Source organism: Ruegeria sp. HKCCD6426, assembly GCF_057221115.1.
Map to the genome: position 1 here is coordinate 48041 of NZ_JBWVBF010000003.1, position 18681 is coordinate 66721.

Sequence of the window (18681 nt, forward strand, 5' to 3'; positions counted from 1 at the left end):
ACCGGTTTCCCTGCTGCTTTCCCCCCGCTATATGAGCCGGGTTTGATAACTCAGCGCAAAAGGACCGGATATGGCCAACGTGGTTGTTGTCGGCGCCCAGTGGGGTGACGAAGGAAAAGGCAAGATCGTCGACTGGCTCAGCGAACGGGCGGACGTGATCGCGCGTTTTCAGGGCGGACATAACGCCGGTCATACGCTGGTCATTGATGGAGAGGTTTACAAGCTGCACGCGCTGCCTTCGGGCGTGGTGCGCGGTGGCAAGTTGAGCGTGATCGGGAATGGCGTCGTCCTGGACCCGTGGCATCTGGTCAAAGAAATCGGGACAATTCGCGCGCAAGGCGTTGATATCACGCCTGAAACACTGATGATCGCCGAAAATACGCCTCTGATCCTGCCTTTCCACGGAGAATTGGACCGGGCGCGCGAGAATCAGAATTCGGTTGCCAAGATCGGAACGACCGGCCGTGGCATTGGCCCTTGCTACGAGGATAAAGTCGGTCGCCGAGTGATCCGAGTTGCCGATCTTGCCGATGATGCAACACTGGCTCTGCGGGTTGATCGGGCCCTTGTGCATCACAACGCTCTTCGCAATGGTCTTGGGCTGGAGCCTATTGATCGTGACGGTCTGATCGCACAGCTGAAAGAAATCGCACCGCAGATTCTGCCCTTTGCCGCGCCCGTCTGGAAAGTCCTGAACGAAAAACGCCGGGCGGGTAAACGCATTCTGTTCGAAGGCGCGCAGGGCGCATTGCTGGATATTGATTTCGGAACTTATCCATTTGTGACTTCCTCGAATGTGATCGCGGGACAGGCGTCTACCGGTGTGGGCATCGGGCCAGGGTCGATCGACTTCGTACTGGGGATCGTCAAGGCCTATACGACCCGTGTTGGTGAAGGACCGTTCCCGACAGAACTGGATGATGATGATGGTCAGCGTCTGGGTGAGCGCGGACACGAGTTTGGTACAACCACTGGCCGCAAGCGCCGTTGCGGTTGGTTCGACGCCTGCCTTGTGCGCCAGACCTGTGCGACCAGCGGCGTGAACGGTATCTCGCTGACCAAACTGGATGTGTTGGACGGGTTTGAGACGCTGAAAATCTGTACCGGCTATGAATTGGATGGCAAACGTTTGGATTATCTGCCCACTGCTGCTGATCAACAGGCTCGTTGTACCCCGATCTACGAGGAAATGCCGGGCTGGAGCGAATCCACTGAAGGCGCGCGCAGCTGGGCAGACCTGCCCGCGAACGCGATCAAATACGTGCGCCGGGTGGAAGAACTGATCGAATGCCCGGTGGCGCTGCTGTCCACCAGCCCGGAGCGGGAGGATACCATTCTGGTGACCGACCCGTTTGCCGATTAATGGGCAGTCCTGACGAAAAACCGGGTTTAAGCTACAAGGCGCGGCGGCGCTGGTCTCTGGTTCTGCTGCTGGTCGGTTTGCCGTTGTACATTGTCGCCGTCGTGACTGTATTGAATTGGCTGGATCGTCCACCAATCTGGCTGGAGCTGCTGGTTTATGTTGCGCTTGGCATCGTGTGGGCCTTGCCGTTCAAGTTCGTGTTCCGCGGCGTGGGTAAGGAAGACCCGGATCAGGACGCGAACTGAACGTCGCAACGAACTTCGTCATCGGCAATTGACGCCACACTTTCAGTCCGAACAAATAAATTTGGCTCAGGTGGCGGTCTCTGCTGAATAACACCTGTCGCCTACGTGTTTTCAGCGATCCCGCCAAACGATTACGTGTCAATCAATTAGGGCCAGAGAAAACCTCTGGCCCTTTCTTCGAGGGGGTAGTTCTTTATTGTTTTCGGTGTTTATCCGGCAGCGCGCTTGTCGTCGGGCCGAAAGCCGATCTCGGTCGAGGCTGAAAAACGACCGCCGCCAGCTTTTTCGATCTTGCCGTCCCGCAGCAACTGACCAAATGAGCGCAAGCTTTCTTCCCGGTTGAAATCATCCTGCTTGAGAGAGCGGACCTTGTTCATCAGCTGCGGGCGCGAAAACTGCTCCTGCCCCTCAATAAACGAAAGATAAGCGGCGGCAGCTTCCAGAAGGTCGGACAGTGATTGCGCGCCTTGTTCCTGAGCGAAACTGGCAAAGCCACCTTCTTCTGTCCCGTCATCCTGCGAGGACTGGACGCGCCGGGGCATAATTGGGCCTGTTTCTTCATCATTGTCAGCGTCAACACGCTGCTCGGCCACCAGTTTCAGCGGAGCGGGTGCGTCTGGCTGGGGGCGAATGCTTGTGACGTTGACCTCGGGCCGGCGAGGGCTGACAACCGATGCCAGATCCCCACGGTACTCTGCGTCTTCGGATTCGGCGCTGCTTTTGGAAACGCGCTCGGCTTCGGTCGCTGCCACGGCGGTGCGCAGATGCGAGTAGGTTTCGCGCTGATCACTGGTTGCCGGATCGTCCATGCGGGCGTCGGCCGTATCCATCAAACGCGAGACGTCCTGATCCAAGCCACTATCTTCCGCCACTTTGTGATCCGAGCTCGCCGCAAGTTCAGCTTCGACCAGCGAGATTTCCTCGAGCAGATCGGCCTCGTCTTCAGCGCTCAGAACATTTCTAGCGCTTTCAGGTTCCGCCTCATCCACCTCGATTTCTGCCTCGTCTTCGTCCTCATCCTCGCTGAGAATATTGAGGATGCCATCTGTTTCCGGCTCGTCTTCGGCAGTGTCTTCGGCATCGGTAAACAATACGTCGTCCGAAGTGACCTCGGGCTGCTCAGCCTCTGCCGCTTCGGTTGCTTCCGGTTCGGTCGCCTCGACGGCCTCAGCACCAGTCAGTGCCAGGATCTCATTCAGGGTTTCGGCATCCTGCTCAAACGCCGACTCGATGGAAATCTGCGCTTCTTCCAGATCTGACGGATCGATGTCTTCAGGAACAGCGATCTCAGCTTGGAACTCGGTACCTACCTGTTCGCTTGATTCTGCGGTTTCTTCAAACTCTTCCAACCGGGGCGCTTCAACCGCCTCTGTTGTATCGTCTGCTTCGGTGAGCTCGGTCCGCGGTTCGTCTTCCGACAAATCAGCCGGGTTCAGTGCACCTGCTTCAAATGCGGCCGATATGGCGTCTACCTGAGGCCGCGCGGGCTCGATAAAGCCGTTTTCCTCGTCCTCGCCAAACTGCGGCGGATTTTCATTGGAATGCGAAACCACGGCGCGGATACGCTGCAGTTTGGCTGCGATGCTGTCGGCGGCTGGCTCAGTAGCTGCCGCAATCGGGCTATGGGCTGGTCGTGCCACTGGTTCGGCGGGGGCTTCCGGTGCAGGGGCATCGACGACAGGTGCGGCGGCAACGGTGGGGGCTGCTTCCGTGGCGCGCAACAACAGGCCGCTGTCATTCTGGCTGGCTTCGACTTTGCGTGCGATGTCGCGCTGGGCGATGCGAGTCAGCATTTCGGCATCTGGCTGCGGAGGTTCGGATCCGAAATACCGGTCATCTGCTGCCAGATCACGGAAGTATTCGGCAATAGCTTTCATCGTTTCAAATGAATCGTCAAAGCCTTCCAAAGTGCAGGAAAAGGTTCCGTAGGATACGGTCAATACCTTGTTGTTCTGTACCATCAGACGCACGTCCTCTACAAACTACCAGGCCGAAATCCGAGCTAGTCGCACGGTATCGACTCGAAACTTTGTCCATGAGTCTATCATTTTGTGGTCTCAATATGTCCAAAAGCGGGAAAAATGGTCAATCTTAAGAAAAACGGGCCGATTGTACGGTCTGAGGAGCCAATAGCGCTGTTTGGTGGTGGACTGATCGGCCCAGAGGATACGATTCTAGCACTCACTCGCGTCAATCGTGCCGTGGCGGCAGATGGAGGGGCGGCGGCATTGATCGATTCGGGGCATTTGCCAGAGGCGGTCATCGGAGATTTCGATTCCCTCGAACCCAGATATCGTACCCGCATTCCAGAGGATCGCTTGTACCCGATCCGGGAACAGGACAGCACGGATTTCGACAAAGCATTGCGCAGCATCGAAGCGCCTTTGATTTTAGGTGTCGGCTTTTTAGGCGGGCGTGTGGATCACCAATTGGCGGTGTTCAATGCGCTGGTGCGGTTACAGGATCGACCTTGTGTATTGTTGGGCGCGCACGAAGTGATCTTTCACGCGCCGCCGAAGATTGTTCTTCCCATTGAGGCCGGAGAAACCGTGTCGTTATTTCCGCTTCGGCATGTAACCGGGTGCAGCAAAGGGTTGGAATGGCCTATCGACGGGTTGGGCCTGTCACCTGACGGGCGGGTTGGCACCTCGAACCGCGCGTTGTCTGAGGTGGAGCTTCAAATGGACGGACCCGGGCTTTTAGTCATGGTGCCCCGTGCGGCCCTGGATCAGGTCATGCAGGCGTTTCTGTCGGGCCAGACCGGGCGTTGGCCCGCTCGTGCAGGATGACATAGAGACCGGCGGCCACGGTAATTGCGATTCCTAGCGCTGCGATCCCGTCAGGCAGATCGCGAAAAATCAGCCATCCGATAAGGGTGGCAACTGGAATCTCCAGATATTGCATCGGGGCAAGCGTCGCCGACGGCGCATATCGCAGAGACCAGGTCATCAACAGGTGAGCTACTGTACCGAGAACACCAATGGCCAGCAGCAACCAGTGGATTTTGTCAGTCGGCAGGATCAAGGTCAGCTCCCAAACCCCGGCCTTTGTTCCGAAAAGCATCAGCGGCAGCAGAAAGATCGTAGCCATGGCGCCGGACACGGCCTGCAGTGACACCGGGTCAGTCTCTTTGGCAATTTGCCGCGTAACAAGCATGAACAGGGCGAAGACAACAGCTACGATCAATGGAAGCAATGCAGGCAGGCCAACCGCGGCAAAGCTGGGCTGGATAACCAGCAGCGTGCCAGTGAAGCCCACGATGCATGCGATCACGCGGCGGGGACCGACCTGTTCACCCAGTACATATTTTCCCAGTAGCAGCATGATGAAGGGCATGACAAAGGCGATAGCGACTGCATCTGCAAGCGGCAGGTACTGCAACGCGCTGAACATTGCCGCGATCCCTATGATGTGGAGAAGCGTGCGGATCACCGTCAATCGCAAGACACGCCCCTGCATTCGCCAGGTGCGACCAGTGAGGGCAACCAGCGGGATCAGGATGATGGCCTGCACCGCAAATCTGACCAGAACCAGCAGTCCAAGAGGTGTCGTTTCGCCCAACAGCTTTGCCATGGCATCGCCAAGTGGTGCGAGTATGCAAAAGCCGAGCATCAAAACGATGCCGAAGACGGGGCGATCCTGAGTCATGGCGGCGACGCTAGCGGGTTGCTGACGCCGTGGAAAGAGACGTGCCAGTTAATCGTCAGGCAGCGGTTGGTATTTCGTGTAGTCCGGGCCGACGCAGCAAGGCAGACCGTCATTCAGTTTGAGCCAGCTCAGTTTTTCCTCGTGCGCCACGTGCAGCGTCGGTTGCAACGCCTCGGGATCGTCCAGCGCGGCCACGTACAGGTGCATTACATCCGACATGGATTTTGAACGGAAAGACATCGGTGTACCGCAGGACGAACAAAAACTGCGCTCGACGCCAGGCGAGGAGTTGAACAATCGAGGCTCTTCACCCGTCCAGCGCCATTGTCCATCACGCACCCCGAAGTAAGCCGTCATCGGGGCCGAACATTGCCGCCGACAGCTTTCGCAATGGCAGGTGACACAGGATAGGACAGGGGGATCAACCTCGAACCGAACCGCTCCGCATAAACAACGACCGTTCATTGGTTGCCCTTTCCTAAGACCTGTCAGCTGGACGATTGTATCAGCAGTTGGGAATGTTCACCGCCAGCCCGCCAAGCGAGGTTTCCTTGTATCTTTCGTGCATATCCTGCCCTGTCTGCCGCATGGTTTCGATAGCCGCGTCCAGCGGCACGAAATGCTGCCCGTCGCCGCGTAGCGCCAGGGACGCAGCCGAGACGGCTTTGATGGCGGCCAGACCGTTGCGCTCGATACAGGGCACCTGAACCAGGCCAGCCACGGGGTCGCACGTCATGCCCAAGTGATGCTCCAGCGCGATTTCGGCTGCGTTTTCGACTTGTTCCGGAGTGCCACCCATGACAGCGCACAGGCCCGCGGCTGCCATTGCCGAGGCGCTGCCGACCTCGGCCTGACATCCCGCTTCGGCTCCGGAAATCGAGGCGTTATACTTAACCAGACCGCCGATGGCTGCTGCGGTGAGTAGAAAATCTTCGATATGACTTTCTGATGCGCCCGGTACGTGGTCCAGGTAATAGCGCAGCACTGCAGGCATCGTACCCGCCGCGCCATTGGTCGGAGCGGTGACAACTTGCCCACCGGCCGCGTTCTCTTCGTTTACGGCCATGGCATAGACGCTCATCCAATCATTGATGGTATGGGGAGCGTTCAGGTTCATGCCACGTTCGGCAATCAGCGCATCATGAATGCCCTTGGCGCGGCGGCGCACGTTCAGACCACCGGGCAGGATACCGTCGGTGGTCAGGCCGCGTTCGATGCAGTTGTTCATGACCTCCCACAAACGGGCGGTTCCTTTGGCAAAACTGTCGGCACAACCACGCGCGATTTCATTTGCGCGCTTCATATCGGCAATGCTCTTGCCACTCGTCTTCGCCATTTCCAGCATCTCGGCCGCCGAATGAAACGGGAAGGGCACCGGAGGACCGTCGTTGGTGTCTTTGCCTTCGGCCAGTTCTTCCTCGGTCAGGACGAAACCGCCGCCGACGGAGTAATAAACCTGCCGCAGGATCACATCGCCCTGTGCGTCCGTGGCCATCAGGATCATGCCGTTGGCATGGCCCGGAAGGTTGTTGTCATAGTCAAATACTAGATCGGTCTTGGGGTCGAACTTCAGCTCGGGCAATCCGTCCGGTGTTACAGTGTGCGTTTTGGCGATTTCGGCCAATGCGGCTTCGGCTTTGTTGTTGTCGTAATTGTCCGGCACAAATCCAGCCAACCCCAGGATTGTAGCCCTGTCGGTGGCGTGGCCTACACCGGTAAACGCCAGGGAACCGTGAAGGGACCCGCGCAGGCCCGCGAATTCGAACGGCGAGGCACGCATCAGGTCTAGAAAGCGTGCGGCCGCGACCATGGGGCCCATGGTGTGAGAAGAAGACGGGCCTATGCCCACTTTGAACATATCGAAGACAGAGAGGAACATGTCAGATAGCGGAGCCTTCTGGTGGGTTTGCGTAGGTGGGTGAGGTAAAGGGCGTGACGTCCAACCCTTCGGCCTTAATGGCGGCGCGTGTTGCTGGTCGTGCTTCCAACCGCATCAGCATGTTTTGAAGATAAGGCGTATCCGGCAATTGGAACCAGCTGCGGTCCGATCTGGCAGGGTACAGAGCCATCCAGCGAAGCATGCAGGCCAGATAATATGTCAGGACAGTTGGTTGCTCCGAGGTAAGCCACGAGGGTGCTTTCTTGGCTTCGGCATCCAGCAGTTTCAGGTGTTGCCGCAGGCGCGGTCGTATCCCCGCACGCAAGGTTTCGGCCTGGGTCGGGGCGATGTACTTCTCGGCGTAAAACAAGATACGCAGATCCGCATGCAGGGTGTTGGACGCGAAAAACAGCCATTTCAGGAATGCCGCCCGATCCGGGCTCCTTGCGTCGGGGGCCATTTTCCCGTGCTCGTCCGCCAGCCACAGCAGGATCGCCGCAGTTTCGAAAATCGGACCTTGGGGTGTTTCCAGAACCGGGATTAACCCATTCGGATTCAGAGCGCGATACGCCACGCCATTTTGTTCGTTCCGGCTGCGGTCGACCAGAACGGTTTCGTACGGCAGGCCCATCTCCTCTAGCACCAGCCGGATCACCAGCGAGGCGTTGTCGGGGGCATAATGCAGGCGGTACGGCGATTCCATGAGCCTTATGTTAGACATGCGTACAATGGGCGAAGCCTTGATTGCGACGTTTCCAATCGGAAACGCGTATTTCAGCGACATGTTAACACAGCGCAGCCGCGAATTGTCTCTCGCAGTCGACCGGAGCATTCCGTATAACGCCGTCAGCAATCTGAGGGGAACCAGCCATGACCGGAGAAATGTCACCCATCGAGACAGCTAAATGTGTTGCCGCACGTCGCGCAGCCGAATTTGTTCAGGACGGGATGCGCGTTGGGTTGGGCACCGGTTCGACCGCGGCGTGGATGGTGCGCCGGCTGGGCGAGAGGGTGCGTGACAACGGATTGCAGATCAAAGGCGTCCCGACCTCGACCGCAACGGCGCAGCTGTCGCGCGAAGTGGGGATCGAGGTCGTCTCGCTGGATCAGGCGGGCTGGCTGGACCTGACCATCGACGGAGCAGATGAGTTTGACGGGGAATTCAACCTGATCAAAGGTGGCGGTGCGGCCTTATTACAGGAAAAGATCGTGGCCACCGCCAGCGACCAGATGATCGTAATCGCCGATGCCGGCAAAGAAGTTGAGTCTCTGGGCGCGTTCCCCTTGCCGGTCGAGGTGATCCCATTTGGCTGGCAAACCACCCGGACCCTGATCGAAGAGGCGTTGGATGCGATGGACGTGCTTGGTACGTCGGTCACGCTGCGGATGAATGGTGAAGCGCCAAGGGTCACTGACGAGGGCAATCACATCCTGGACCTGCACCTCAAGCGCATCGGTAACGCACGCCATCTGGCATTGATGCTCAATCAGGTGCCGGGCGTGGTCGAGAACGGCCTGTTCATCGACATCTGCGACAAGGTTGTCATCGGTCACGGCGACGGACGGGTTGAAGTGCGCGATCTGAACGAAGGTACTGTGGAGACGGACCAGCCCAGCGACGGCACCGAGAATCTGTTTTCGAATCTGGCGGATTGAGAATCACGCCTCAAAGGTCTTCAGAAAAACGTTTTTTCGGCCCCTAGGGGTTGGCAATCGACATATTGCGCCCAGATATCCAGAGAATTTTGGCAAGTTGAACAAAGGAACCCAGCATGAGCTTTGACTACGATCTGTTCGTCATCGGCGGAGGCTCGGGCGGGGTCCGCGCGGCGCGCGTTGCTGCGGGTGAAAATGGCGCCAAGGTGGCATTGGCCGAGGAAGACCGCTATGGCGGCACCTGCGTGATTCGAGGCTGCGTGCCCAAAAAACTGATGGTTTTTGCTAGTGAATACTCGGGCATAGTCAGCGACGCACAGGCCTATGGTTGGGACATTCAGTCCGGTGCGTTTGACTGGAGTACCTTCCGTGGCAAACTTCATGCCGAGCTGGATCGGTTGGAAGGTATCTACCGCAACATTCTGAAAAATAATGGCGTCGAAAGCTTCGATCAACGCGCCCGCCTATTGGATTCACACACAGTGGAGCTGACAGATGGCACCCGCAAGACGGCCAAGCATATTCTGGTGGCGACAGGCGGACGCCCGGTTGTACCAGAATTTCCTGGCTCGGATCTGGCAATCACGTCGAACGAGATTTTCCATCTGGAGAAACTGCCCGAAACGATGCTGATCGTTGGCGGCGGCTATATCGCCTGCGAATTCGCCGGGATTATGAACGGTATGGGGGTGCGAACGACCCAATTCTATCGCGGCGCCCAAATCCTGCGTGGCTTCGATGATGAGGCCCGCGGGCTGATCTGTGAAGAAATGTGCCAGAACGGTGTTGATGTGCATCTGGGCACCAATGTGCTTGAGATGAAAAAACAGGGCGACAAAATCTGGGTAAAGGCAACGAACGGTTCAGAGCAACTGTTCGATGTAGTCATGTATGCCACGGGCCGCGCACCGAATGCTGATGATCTCGGGCTGGAAAGTCTGGGCGTCGAACGCGGCCGCAAAGGCGAGATCATCGTGGACGAATACAGCCAAACTGCTGTGCCTTCGATCTATGCTATCGGTGACGTGACCGACCGGGTAAACCTGACGCCGGTTGCCATCCGCGAAGGCATGGCCTTTGTGGAAACCGTCTTCAAAGGTAATCCAACACCGGTGGATCATGAGTTGATCCCAACCGCGATCTTCACTCAGCCCGAGATGGGCACAGTGGGGCTGAGCGAGGAGGAAGCAGCCGAGCAGGAGCCGATCGAGGTTTATGCGACTTCGTTCAAGCCGATGCAGAAGGCGTTTGCCGGAGGCACACAGCGCGTGCTCATGAAGCTGATCGTCAGCCAGGCGACGCGTAAGGTGCTGGGTTGTCATATCGTCGCGCCGGGCGCGGGTGAGATGATCCAACTGGCCGGGATCGCCGTGAAAATGGGCGCGACCAAAGAAGATTTCGACCGAACGGTTGCAGTTCATCCCGTGATGGCCGAAGAACTGGTGACAATGCGGCAACCTGTACGCACTGCTTGATTTGCAACTGCGCGCACACAAGTTACAAGGGAACCCGTGTTCACACGGGCCTAAACGAAGGAATTGAAAAACATGGCGGGCAACAGCGGCGGCCCCTGGGGGGGCGGAGGCTCATCCGGTGGCGGAGGAAATCGGGGAAACAACGGGGATGGGCGCAAGCCTCCCGAAGGTGAAGGCCCGCAGATCCCCGAGATCGATGAGCTGATGAAAAAGGGTCAGGAGCAGTTGCGCGTGCTGATGGGCGGGCGCGGCGGCGGTGGCCGTGGCAGCAACGGACAGGGATCCGGTGGCGGCGGACCGGTGTTTACCAAAGGGACCGTAGTGATTGGTCTGGTGGTCGCGGCAGGTCTTTGGGCGGCGGCAAGCTTTTACACCGTTAAACCGGAAGAACAGTCGGTTGAACTGTTTTTGGGAGAGTTTTCGGCAGTTGGGAATCCGGGTCTGAACTTTGCTCCTTGGCCTGTGGTTACCGCAGAAGTCATTCCTGTTACTCGTGAACAAACCGAAGACATGGGCGGCACGCGCGGCAGCGATGATGGTCTGATGCTGACCGGCGACGAAAATGTTGTCGATATCGATTATCAGGTCGTCTGGAACATCAACGACCCGGCCAAATACCTGTTCAACCTGCGCGATCCTCGTCAAACGATCCGCGCGGTGTCGGAATCGGCGATGCGCGAGATTATCGCGCAAAGCGAGCTGGCGCCGATCCTGAACCGGGACCGCGGCATCATTGCCGACCGTTTGCAGGAACTGATCCAGCTGACGATGGACAGCTACGACTCGGGCGTGAACATCATTCGTGTGAACTTTGACAAGGCCGACCCGCCGCAGGACGTGATCGCCTCGTTCCGCGACGTTCAGGCCGCCGCGCAAGAGCGCGACCGCCTACAGAACGTTGCTGATGCTTACGCCAACCGGGTCCTGGCTGAAGCGCGTGGTGAAGCCGCTCAGGTACTGGAAGAAGCCGAAGCCTATCGCGCACAACAAATCAACAGTGCGCAGGGTGAAGCCAGCCGCTTTAGCGCTGTTCTCGAGGAGTACTCTAAAGCACCGGAGGTGACTCGCAAGCGTCTGTACCTGGAACGGATGGAGCAGGTTCTGGGCGACGTGGACAAGATCATTCTGGACGAAAACTCGACTGGACAAGGGCAGGGCGTCGTTCCGTATCTTCCGCTCAACGAGCTGCGTCGCAATTCCGGTGAGGAGAGCAACTGATGCGTAAAACGACTTTCATTCTGCCGGTCATCGTGATTGCGGTTGTTGGTATTCTGTCTTCGATCTTTATCGTGGACGAACGCGAACGCGCGCTGGTTCTGCAATTCGGTCGTGTCGTCTCGGTCAAGGAAGACCCTGGCCTGGCGTTCAAGATCCCCCTGATTCAGGAAGTTGTCCGTTATGACGACCGCATCCTTTCAATCGACGTTCAGCCGTTGGAGGTGACGCCTCTGGATGATCGCCGTTTGGTGGTAGACGCGTTTGCCCGCTATCGGATCGCGGATTTGAACCAATTCCGACAGGCCGTTGGTGTTGGTGGTATACCTGTAGCCGAAGATCGACTGGATCGAATTCTGCGTGCTGAGACGCGTGAAGTGCTGGGTTCGGTTTCGTCCCGTGATATCCTGAGTTCGGATCGTGCCGCGCTGATGCTGCGCATCCGCAACAGCGCGATTGCTGAAGCACTTGCGCTGGGCGTAACCGTGATCGACGTGCGTCTGAAGGCAACCGACCTGCCGCAGGCGAACCTTGAGGCGACATTCGACCGGATGAAAGCTGAACGGGAACGGGAAGCTACCGACGAACGCGCACGTGGTAACGAAGCTGCCCAGCGTGTGCGCGCGCAGGCCGACAGGACCGTGGTTGAACTGGTGTCAGACGCGCGTCGCGAAGGCGAGATCATTCGCGGTGAGGCAGATGCCGAACGCAACTCGATCTTTGCCGAAGCTTATGGCGCGGACCCGGAGTTCTTTGAGTTCTACCGCTCGCTGACCGCTTATGAGAACGCACTGCAAGGCGGGAACAGCTCGTTGATTTTGAGCCCGGATTCGGAGTTTTTCAACTATCTCAGCTCTCCCACCGGGCGACGGGCACCGGCTGCTGCGGTACCTGAGTAATGGGCATGATCCTTCTGGCCTTCGGGCTGGTTCTGATTGTCGAGGGGCTGGCCTATGCGCTGGCCCCTTCGCTTATCGAGCGCATGCTCGAAGCCCTCAGAGCGATGCCAGAGCAGGCGCGGCGGCTGGTCGGACTGCTGTGCGTGGTCAGCGGTCTGGTGTTGTTGTGGGGTGCGTACCAGGTCGGGTTTTGAAGTAGTATCCTCACTTGCCAGTGATTTAACCGCGATCCCGTGTTGCGGGCTTTGACAAACTGACTACATTGTTTTGCAAGAACGGCTGTGAACACGGTCGACATGAATTCATAAGGAGATCCCCGGTGCAGGCACACGCACGCAGTATTTCCGTCCGGCAGGACGAGATGAGCACAAGGTTGCGGCTGATGTGGTTGGGATTTGCCACGATGTTGTTTGTCTTGGCGCAGACCCTTGCCGCACAGGCCCGGAGCGAAAGCTTGGCGCCGCTGGCCGAAAAAATCAGCCCGGCGGTGGTCAACATCACTACAAGCACTCTGATCGAAGGCCACACCGGTCCGCAGGGGATCGTGCCCGAGGGTTCTCCGTTCGAAGACTTCTTCCGAGAGTTTCAGGATCGGAACGGCGGGGAAGACGAAAACCGGCCGCGCCGCAGCAATGCGCTTGGATCAGGTTTCGTGATTTCCGAAGATGGCTACATCGTCACTAACAACCACGTTATCGCGGAAGCAGACGAAATCCTTGTCGAATTCTTCCCCGGGGATGGTCAGCCTGCGGAAGAACTGCCCGCCAAAGTGATCGGTACGGATGAAAAGACAGATATTGCTTTGCTTAAGGTCGAGGCACCAACGGCATTGCAATATGTAAAGTTCGGCGACAGCGACACCGCGCGGGTGGGCGATTGGGTCATCGCCATGGGCAACCCTTTAGGTCAGGGGTTTTCCGTTTCAGCCGGGATCGTTTCGGCCCGTAATCGGGCTCTGAGCGGGTCATATGACGACTACATCCAGACTGACGCGGCGATTAACCGGGGCAACTCGGGCGGACCGCTGTTCAATATGGATGGTGAAGTTATCGGTGTGAACACCGCGATTTTATCTCCCAACGGCGGCTCGATCGGGATTGGTTTTTCAATGGCGTCGAACGTTGTTGTCAAGGTTGTCGATCAGTTGCGCGAGTTTGGCGAGACACGGCGCGGTTGGCTGGGCGTTCGCATCCAGGATGTCACTGAGGATATGGCCGAAGCGATGGGTCTGGACAAACCCGGTGGTGCCCTGATCAGCGATGTGCCGGAAGGCCCCGCCAAAGAGGCCGGTCTGCTGGCCGGGGACGTGATCATCAGCTTTGACGGGGTCGAGGTCGAGGACACGCGCGGTCTGGTTCGTCAGGTTGGTGAAACAACCGTAGGCAAGTCCGTGCGCGTTGTGGTTCATCGCGATGGCGGTACTCAAACTGTTCTGGTCACGCTGGGTCGTCGCGAAGATGCTGAGCGCGCCGAGACTAGTGAAGAAGAGGTCCCGCAAGCGGAAGAGGGGGAAAACAAGGATATCCTTGGTCTGACGATCTCACCGCTGACAGAAACGTTGCGAGAGGATCTGGGCCTGGATGCTGACGCCGAAGGGTTGGTCGTGTCCAACGTCGACGAGGCGTCAGAAGCGTTTTCGAAAGGTCTGCGTGCTGGCGATGTGATCACCGAAGCGGGTCAGCAGAAAGTGACCTCGATCGATGATCTTGAGGCGCGGATGGATGAAGCGCGCGAAGCTGGGCGGAAATCCTTACTACTGCTGGTACGCCGCGGCGGCGAGCCGAGGTTTGTAGCGCTGAGCCTTCAAGAGTAAGCGTACTCAGAAGAAACCGAAATCTAGGCCGGGGTTAGCACCTCGGCCTTTTTCATTTTCAGTGCAGAGCATGATGAAATACGCCCTTAAAATGAGAGAAGCCATATGCCGGGGACGGCATATGGCTCTGGTACAGGGAGAGGCTGGTGGACAGATATCGGGGATGATAAAACCAACCTCCTACGGTAACATCTACGACCATACGTCAAGAATGACGTCTGGTATGTGAAGCGGTTCACAAGGTCGGAACTTTTTTAAATCAAATCGGAATCGGCCAGCTGCTTCAGAGCATCGAAGTCGTGGATTTGCAGGCCGCCGCGGGAAGCTTCGACCACGTTACTGCGTTTCCAGGTCGAGATTGTTTTCGAAACCGCCTCGCGCGTCGCGCCGACAAACTCTGCTAGTTCGCTTTGCGACAGGGTAATGCGCGCAGTTGGGTTATCCTGTTGCCCGGCCAGCAGCAGCAGTTTTCGGGCTAGCCGCACCGGCATCGGCAAGAACACCTGCTCGTTCAACTGGGCTCCCATCCAGCGCATCCGCAGACCGGCCAGCCGTATCATGTCGACCGCAAGGTCTGGATGCCGCCGGATTTGTTCCATCACGTCATTCCGGCGCACGCGCAGGACCCGTGATGCCTCAGCGGCGGTGATCGTGGCTGTGCGCGGGCCATTGTCAAAAAGCGCGATTTCGCCGAAGACCTCGCCAGGTCGCATCAGGCTGAGGGACAGTTTGCGCCCGCTCATCGCAAGAAAAGACGCCTCGAGCGTGCCTTCCAGAATGGCGTAGAGCGCGTCGCCCTCATCGTCTTGCTCAAACAAAACGTCCCCACGGTTCAGCACGACTTCAACCGCTTGTGCGGCAAGCATTGCCCTCAGCCTTTCAGATGCTTCGGACAGGAAACCACTGCTGGGAAGGGCCATCATGATGCGAGCGGTACTCCGGTTGAGTGTTTTGAGTGGTCCCTCAACTTTCCACAGCTTTGGCACTAAGCCAAGGAATTTGTCTGATAATCTTGCAAGCGTTTGCTGCACTATTGCTGGTCGGGGTCTTCCATATAGCGTTGCAGCACGCTGAATTGCAGCATTAGAAAGGCCATAAGGGCGATGGGAAAGGCGAAGGTCTCGATCTTCACCCACAGGTCCGTCGACATGGTTCGCCAGACAAATTCGTTGGCCATGGCCAGCACTGCAAAACACGCGCAGAGACGGCGCGTCAGAATCATCCAACCTTCATTGCGCATCGGCAGCATCTCGTCCAACACGTAAGCCAGATAGGATTTTCCCTGCAGAAGGCCGATGCCTAGGATGATCGAGAAAAAGCCATAAACCAGCGTTGTTTTCATCTTGAAGAACCGCTCGTCATTGAACCAAGCCGTTAATCCGCCAAAAAATATCACCATGAATGCCGTGAATATCTGCATCCGGCTGAGTTTGCCGGTCAGGTACCAAAGGATGCCCATGGCGGCCAGCATCAGCGGGACAAACAGAATTGTCGCCACGATGAACCCGGAATATTCGACCCCGCCAATCAGAAAACTGTCGTCGCGCAGACGCAGGTAAATGAAGAAGAAGGCCAGCGGAGGCCCAAGCTCCAGCACCTGCTTCAGAAATGGGTTGATGTCTTTTTTACCTGTCATGGTGTGCGTCCTGCTGCTTACCCGCCCATTTCAACTATTACGGCGCCGAGTGCAATCAATGCCATCAGTGCAATGCGTCTTGGACCGACGGTTTCTTTCAGCACCAACCAGCCGATCAATGCCGCGAAGACAGTCGACGTTTCGCGCAGAACGGCAGCCTCGCCGACCTTGTCCAGTCGGGTGGCCAACATGATGGCGCCAAAGGAAAGTGGGGCGATGATACCCCCCACAAGGCCACGCAGCATCAGCGGGCCAAGCGCCGGGCGGTTGATCATGGCCCGCCATCTAAGCGCTGCATAAATCGGCATCGCCACACCGTCGATCATGAAGAACCAGGCCAGAAAGGTGAACGGGTCAGCGGTGGCGCGAATGCCGTAGGCGTCATAGGTCGTGTAGAGCGCCACGAACAGGCCGGTGGCAACGGCCAGAATCAGAGCGATGCCAAGCGTTTCTCGGTTGGTCTCGAGAAAGTGGAAGTTGTATGCTGCCAGTCCGAAGATACCCGCCAGCAGTGTTGCCACACCTAGCCACTGAACCACCGAGAATGTTTCTCCGAACAACAGAAAAGCACCGATGACAGTAAACAGGGGGCCTGTACCGCGCACAACGGGGTAGACCACGGTGTATGAGCCTTTGGTGTACGCCATGGCCTGAAGCATTTTGTAGGCGATGTGAATAAGCCAAACGACGGCGAAGATCGGCCACATATAGGGTTCGGGCCACGGAACCACGAAGAACGCCAGAGGAGCGGCCATCAGGCAATAGCAAGCGTCAATGGCGCCGCGCGACAACCAAGGGTCATGGCGCCCCTTTTGCAGTGCACCGAAGACCGCGTGCAGGAAAGCTGCCATCAGTGCCAGGCCAAGGGCCAGCCTGTGGCCGGCTTCTGTGCCTTCAAGGGAGATCAGCCAGTCGCTCAAAAATTGGCCTTTTGCTGGATTGATATGGTGGGGGCTATCTGGCTTTCATCCCTGATGGATACTCCGAACCGGATGAAGGTCAGATCAGGCTGCGTCCAAACCTGTCAAAGCAGCGGCGAAATCTTCTGGGTCGAAAGGGGCGAGATCGTCAATCTGTTCACCTACGCCGATTGCGTGGATCGGCAGTCCGAACTTGTCTGCGAGTGCCACCAGAACGCCGCCTTTTGCCGTCCCGTCGAGCTTGGTCATCACGAGGCCTGAGACATCGGCCAGATTGCGGAAGGTTTCCACTTGGCTAAGCGCGTTTTGGCCAGTTGTGGCGTCCAGCACCAGCAGGGTGTTGTGGGGCGCAGTGTCGTCGACCTTGCGGATAACGCGAACGATTTTTGCCAGCTCTTCCATAAGGTCGGCACGGTTCTGCAAGCGGCCGGCAGTGTCGATCATCAGCAGATCAGCGCCCTCTTCCTGCGCCTTGGTCAACGCGTCGTAGGCCAGCGAAGCCGGGTCCGATCCTTCGGGCGCGGTCAGTACCGGCACACCGGCGCGGTCGCCCCAGACTTGCAGCTGTTCTACTGCTGCGGCGCGGAAAGTGTCGCCAGCGGCAATGACGACCTTTTTGCCTGCCGCCTTGAACTGGCTGGCCAGCTTACCGATGGTCGTGGTTTTACCGGAGCCGTTGACACCCACGACCAAAACCACCTGCGGGCGCTTGGGGTAAATGGGCAGAGGTTTGGCGACGGGCTCCATCACACGGGCCACTTCCTGTGCCAGAAGCTGCTTTATTTCCCGGGCCGAGAGTTTGCGGCCATAACGCCCCTCGGCCATGTTGGCGGTGACGCGCAGAGCAGTGTCAACGCCCATATCCGACGCAATCAGCAGCTCTTCGAGCTGTTCCAGCATGTCGTCATCCAGCGTGCGGCGAACCACTGCCTTGTCGTCGCCGCGGTTGAACAGGCGGCCCAGCAGGCCCTTGCTCTCGGGAACTTCCGGAGGTGTCGGGGCCGGTGTGGGGTCAGCCGGGATTGGCGCAGGAGGTTCAAGCGGTTGCGGGACTGGTTCCGGGTTGGGAACTTCGGGAACCGGCTGCGGCTCGGGCTCGGGATCGGGGATCACCGGGTCGGGTGCCGGGGTTTCTTCGCCGCCATCCTCAACAATCGCCTCAAGCCCTTGCTCGAGGCGCGATGAGGATTTGAACAGCTTGTCCTTCAGCTTGGAAAAAAACGCCATTTTTGGTCTCCGCAGGTGTTCCCTTCACCTAATGCGGAATTGCGGCAGTTGCAAAGGGTCACGAAAAGGCAAACAGGAATCCGGCCTGCGCACCCCAGTATAGCGGCCAGACCAGATAAGGCGTGAGCTTCAGAGCAGGGTGGTCAGCGGGTAACAGGAATTTTTCGGTCGCCAGAATCAGATCCGATGCGATGAAGGCAATTGCCGCAGGAAGCGCCCAGCGTAATGCACCAGCCTCGGGCACTGCCAGAACTGTTACACCCATGCCGAGGATGATCGGAATATAGGCCAGAACCGGCCCCTTCAGCTCACCGGCGCGAGGTGCGAGCAGAGTAGCCATGACGATGCCCAGCAGGATGAGAGACCAGGCGATGCCCGGGTTGTCTAAGATCAGAGTGGCGTCGCTGGCGGGAAAGGTCAGAAACAGTGCGATATAGGCAAGATGCCCGGCGGCAAAGGCACCGATTCCAGCCATAAAGGTCGCATCGGTTTCACGTGACAAAAGTGCATCCCCGACAGCGCACATCGCCAATGCCAATACCAACAGCCACGGTGCGGCTTGCATCAGAGCCAGTACCGCCAGCAGCGCTACCGAAACGGTTTTCGCGATGGTGCGCAACGAACTGGCCGGGCGTACCGTTAGTGGCAGGTAGGCTAGGGCGCAAATGAAAGCTGCGATAAAGAGTATCTGCGTCATTCCATCTA

General features: G+C 57.9%; 19 protein-coding genes. 9 read left to right on the forward strand and 10 right to left on the reverse strand.

The annotated features are described in order from the left end of the window. Positions 1-70 precede the first annotated feature (70 nt). Together AC2TDA_RS09070 and AC2TDA_RS09075 are read left to right on the forward strand one after the other, a co-directional pair. Positions 71-1363, forward strand: a complete 1293-nt coding sequence (locus tag AC2TDA_RS09070) for an adenylosuccinate synthase (RefSeq protein WP_480846183.1) — start codon at positions 71-73, stop codon at positions 1361-1363. Next, complete coding sequence (locus AC2TDA_RS09075; protein ID WP_480846181.1) at positions 1363-1608, forward strand: DUF2842 domain-containing protein; 246 nt, start codon at positions 1363-1365, stop codon at positions 1606-1608. The genes AC2TDA_RS09070 and AC2TDA_RS09075 overlap by 1 nt, the downstream gene beginning before the upstream one ends. A gap of 209 nt (positions 1609-1817) precedes the next feature. Here AC2TDA_RS09075 and AC2TDA_RS09080 read toward each other — a convergent pair whose 3' ends face one another. Further along, entirely contained in the window at positions 1818-3569 is a 1752-nt protein-coding gene (locus AC2TDA_RS09080; protein ID WP_480879010.1) for a hypothetical protein, read from the reverse strand. 120 nt (positions 3570-3689) lie between these two features. Between AC2TDA_RS09080 and AC2TDA_RS09085 the strand changes: the two genes are divergently transcribed. After that, positions 3690-4397 carry a thiamine diphosphokinase gene (locus tag AC2TDA_RS09085; RefSeq protein ID WP_480879011.1) on the forward strand — a complete coding sequence of 236 codons (708 nt, stop codon included), beginning with the start codon at positions 3690-3692 and terminating at the stop codon, positions 4395-4397. Here the strand turns inward: AC2TDA_RS09085 and AC2TDA_RS09090 are convergent. The 4 genes from AC2TDA_RS09090 to AC2TDA_RS09105 are packed head-to-tail and all read right to left on the reverse strand — an operon-like array spanning position 4342 to position 7838. Further along, positions 4342-5256, reverse strand: coding sequence for a DMT family transporter (locus tag AC2TDA_RS09090; RefSeq protein WP_480846177.1), 915 nt, complete (start codon positions 5254-5256; stop codon positions 4342-4344). The two genes, AC2TDA_RS09085 and AC2TDA_RS09090, sit on opposite strands and share 56 nt — an antisense overlap. A 48-nt stretch (positions 5257-5304) precedes the next feature. Then, positions 5305-5721 carry a GFA family protein gene (locus AC2TDA_RS09095; RefSeq protein WP_480846175.1) on the reverse strand — a complete coding sequence of 139 codons (417 nt, stop codon included), beginning with the start codon at positions 5719-5721 and terminating at the stop codon, positions 5305-5307. A gap of 40 nt (positions 5722-5761) precedes the next feature. Further along, complete coding sequence (locus tag AC2TDA_RS09100; RefSeq protein ID WP_480879012.1) at positions 5762-7135, reverse strand: L-serine ammonia-lyase; 1374 nt, start codon at positions 7133-7135, stop codon at positions 5762-5764. A 1-nt stretch (position 7136) separates the two neighbouring features. After that, positions 7137-7838 (reverse strand): glutathione S-transferase family protein, encoded by a 702-nt coding sequence (locus AC2TDA_RS09105; protein ID WP_480879013.1) that lies wholly within the window; start codon positions 7836-7838, stop codon positions 7137-7139. Positions 7839-8005: 167 nt separating this feature from the next. On the opposite strand from AC2TDA_RS09105, the gene rpiA reads away from it, so the two are divergent. The 6 genes from rpiA to AC2TDA_RS09135 all read left to right on the forward strand — a co-directional run bounded on the left by rpiA (position 8006) and on the right by AC2TDA_RS09135 (position 14193). After that, the gene (gene rpiA / locus AC2TDA_RS09110) at positions 8006-8791 is read left to right on the forward strand and encodes a ribose-5-phosphate isomerase RpiA (protein WP_480879014.1); all 786 of its coding nucleotides are present in this window, start codon (positions 8006-8008) and stop codon (positions 8789-8791) included. A gap of 116 nt (positions 8792-8907) precedes the next feature. After that, on the forward strand, positions 8908-10266 hold the full coding sequence (gene gor / locus AC2TDA_RS09115) for a glutathione-disulfide reductase (RefSeq protein WP_480879015.1): 1359 nt from the start codon (positions 8908-8910) through the stop codon (positions 10264-10266). 72 nt (positions 10267-10338) lie between these two features. Next, positions 10339-11484, forward strand: coding sequence for an FtsH protease activity modulator HflK (gene hflK / locus AC2TDA_RS09120; protein WP_480846167.1), 1146 nt, complete (start codon positions 10339-10341; stop codon positions 11482-11484). Next, positions 11484-12380, forward strand: coding sequence for a protease modulator HflC (gene hflC, locus AC2TDA_RS09125; protein ID WP_480846165.1), 897 nt, complete (start codon positions 11484-11486; stop codon positions 12378-12380). The genes hflK and hflC overlap by 1 nt, the downstream gene beginning before the upstream one ends. Continuing rightward, positions 12380-12574, forward strand: a complete 195-nt coding sequence (locus tag AC2TDA_RS09130) for a DUF2065 domain-containing protein (RefSeq protein WP_480846164.1) — start codon at positions 12380-12382, stop codon at positions 12572-12574. Before hflC ends, AC2TDA_RS09130 begins: the two co-directional genes overlap by 1 nt. A gap of 167 nt (positions 12575-12741) precedes the next feature. Next, the gene (locus tag AC2TDA_RS09135) at positions 12742-14193 is read left to right on the forward strand and encodes a Do family serine endopeptidase (RefSeq protein WP_480879488.1); all 1452 of its coding nucleotides are present in this window, start codon (positions 12742-12744) and stop codon (positions 14191-14193) included. A gap of 254 nt (positions 14194-14447) precedes the next feature. Here AC2TDA_RS09135 and AC2TDA_RS09140 read toward each other — a convergent pair whose 3' ends face one another. From AC2TDA_RS09140 to AC2TDA_RS09160, 5 genes are all read right to left on the reverse strand, one after another. Next, a complete protein-coding gene (locus AC2TDA_RS09140) occupies positions 14448-15116 on the reverse strand; it encodes a Crp/Fnr family transcriptional regulator (protein WP_480846163.1) in 669 nt (222 codons plus the stop codon). Between the two features lie 107 nt (positions 15117-15223). Then, on the reverse strand, positions 15224-15829 hold the full coding sequence (locus tag AC2TDA_RS09145; RefSeq protein WP_480879016.1) for an inner membrane-spanning protein YciB: 606 nt from the start codon (positions 15827-15829) through the stop codon (positions 15224-15226). 17 nt (positions 15830-15846) lie between these two features. Beyond that, entirely contained in the window at positions 15847-16749 is a 903-nt protein-coding gene (locus AC2TDA_RS09150) for an EamA family transporter (RefSeq protein WP_480846159.1), read from the reverse strand. A gap of 84 nt (positions 16750-16833) precedes the next feature. Further along, on the reverse strand, positions 16834-17976 hold the full coding sequence (gene ftsY, locus AC2TDA_RS09155; RefSeq protein WP_480879017.1) for a signal recognition particle-docking protein FtsY: 1143 nt from the start codon (positions 17974-17976) through the stop codon (positions 16834-16836). A gap of 58 nt (positions 17977-18034) precedes the next feature. Then, on the reverse strand, positions 18035-18673 hold the full coding sequence (locus tag AC2TDA_RS09160; protein WP_480879018.1) for a lysoplasmalogenase family protein: 639 nt from the start codon (positions 18671-18673) through the stop codon (positions 18035-18037). Between the last annotated feature and the right edge of the window lie 8 nt (positions 18674-18681).

What these genes read in the sequence shown, in the direction of transcription:
- AC2TDA_RS09070 (WP_480846183.1), top strand. Translation starts at nt 71, where the DNA reads ATGGCCAACGTGGTTGTTGTCGGCGCCCAGTGGGGTGACGAAGGAAAA.
- AC2TDA_RS09075 (WP_480846181.1), top strand. Translation starts at nt 1,363, where the DNA reads ATGGGCAGTCCTGACGAAAAACCGGGTTTAAGCTACAAGGCGCGGCGG.
- AC2TDA_RS09080 (WP_480879010.1), bottom strand. Translation starts at nt 3,569, where the DNA reads ATGGTACAGAACAACAAGGTATTGACCGTATCCTACGGAACCTTTTCC.
- AC2TDA_RS09085 (WP_480879011.1), top strand. Translation starts at nt 3,690, where the DNA reads ATGGTCAATCTTAAGAAAAACGGGCCGATTGTACGGTCTGAGGAGCCA.
- AC2TDA_RS09090 (WP_480846177.1), bottom strand. Translation starts at nt 5,256, where the DNA reads ATGACTCAGGATCGCCCCGTCTTCGGCATCGTTTTGATGCTCGGCTTT.
- AC2TDA_RS09095 (WP_480846175.1), bottom strand. Translation starts at nt 5,721, where the DNA reads ATGAACGGTCGTTGTTTATGCGGAGCGGTTCGGTTCGAGGTTGATCCC.
- AC2TDA_RS09100 (WP_480879012.1), bottom strand. Translation starts at nt 7,135, where the DNA reads ATGTTCCTCTCTGTCTTCGATATGTTCAAAGTGGGCATAGGCCCGTCT.
- AC2TDA_RS09105 (WP_480879013.1), bottom strand. Translation starts at nt 7,838, where the DNA reads ATGGAATCGCCGTACCGCCTGCATTATGCCCCCGACAACGCCTCGCTG.
- rpiA (WP_480879014.1), top strand. Translation starts at nt 8,006, where the DNA reads ATGACCGGAGAAATGTCACCCATCGAGACAGCTAAATGTGTTGCCGCA.
- gor (WP_480879015.1), top strand. Translation starts at nt 8,908, where the DNA reads ATGAGCTTTGACTACGATCTGTTCGTCATCGGCGGAGGCTCGGGCGGG.
- hflK (WP_480846167.1), top strand. Translation starts at nt 10,339, where the DNA reads ATGGCGGGCAACAGCGGCGGCCCCTGGGGGGGCGGAGGCTCATCCGGT.
- hflC (WP_480846165.1), top strand. Translation starts at nt 11,484, where the DNA reads ATGCGTAAAACGACTTTCATTCTGCCGGTCATCGTGATTGCGGTTGTT.
- AC2TDA_RS09130 (WP_480846164.1), top strand. Translation starts at nt 12,380, where the DNA reads ATGGGCATGATCCTTCTGGCCTTCGGGCTGGTTCTGATTGTCGAGGGG.
- AC2TDA_RS09135 (WP_480879488.1), top strand. Translation starts at nt 12,742, where the DNA reads ATGAGCACAAGGTTGCGGCTGATGTGGTTGGGATTTGCCACGATGTTG.
- AC2TDA_RS09140 (WP_480846163.1), bottom strand. Translation starts at nt 15,116, where the DNA reads ATGATGGCCCTTCCCAGCAGTGGTTTCCTGTCCGAAGCATCTGAAAGG.
- AC2TDA_RS09145 (WP_480879016.1), bottom strand. Translation starts at nt 15,829, where the DNA reads ATGACAGGTAAAAAAGACATCAACCCATTTCTGAAGCAGGTGCTGGAG.
- ftsY (WP_480879017.1), bottom strand. Translation starts at nt 17,976, where the DNA reads ATGGCGTTTTTTTCCAAGCTGAAGGACAAGCTGTTCAAATCCTCATCG.
- AC2TDA_RS09160 (WP_480879018.1), bottom strand. Translation starts at nt 18,673, where the DNA reads ATGACGCAGATACTCTTTATCGCAGCTTTCATTTGCGCCCTAGCCTAC.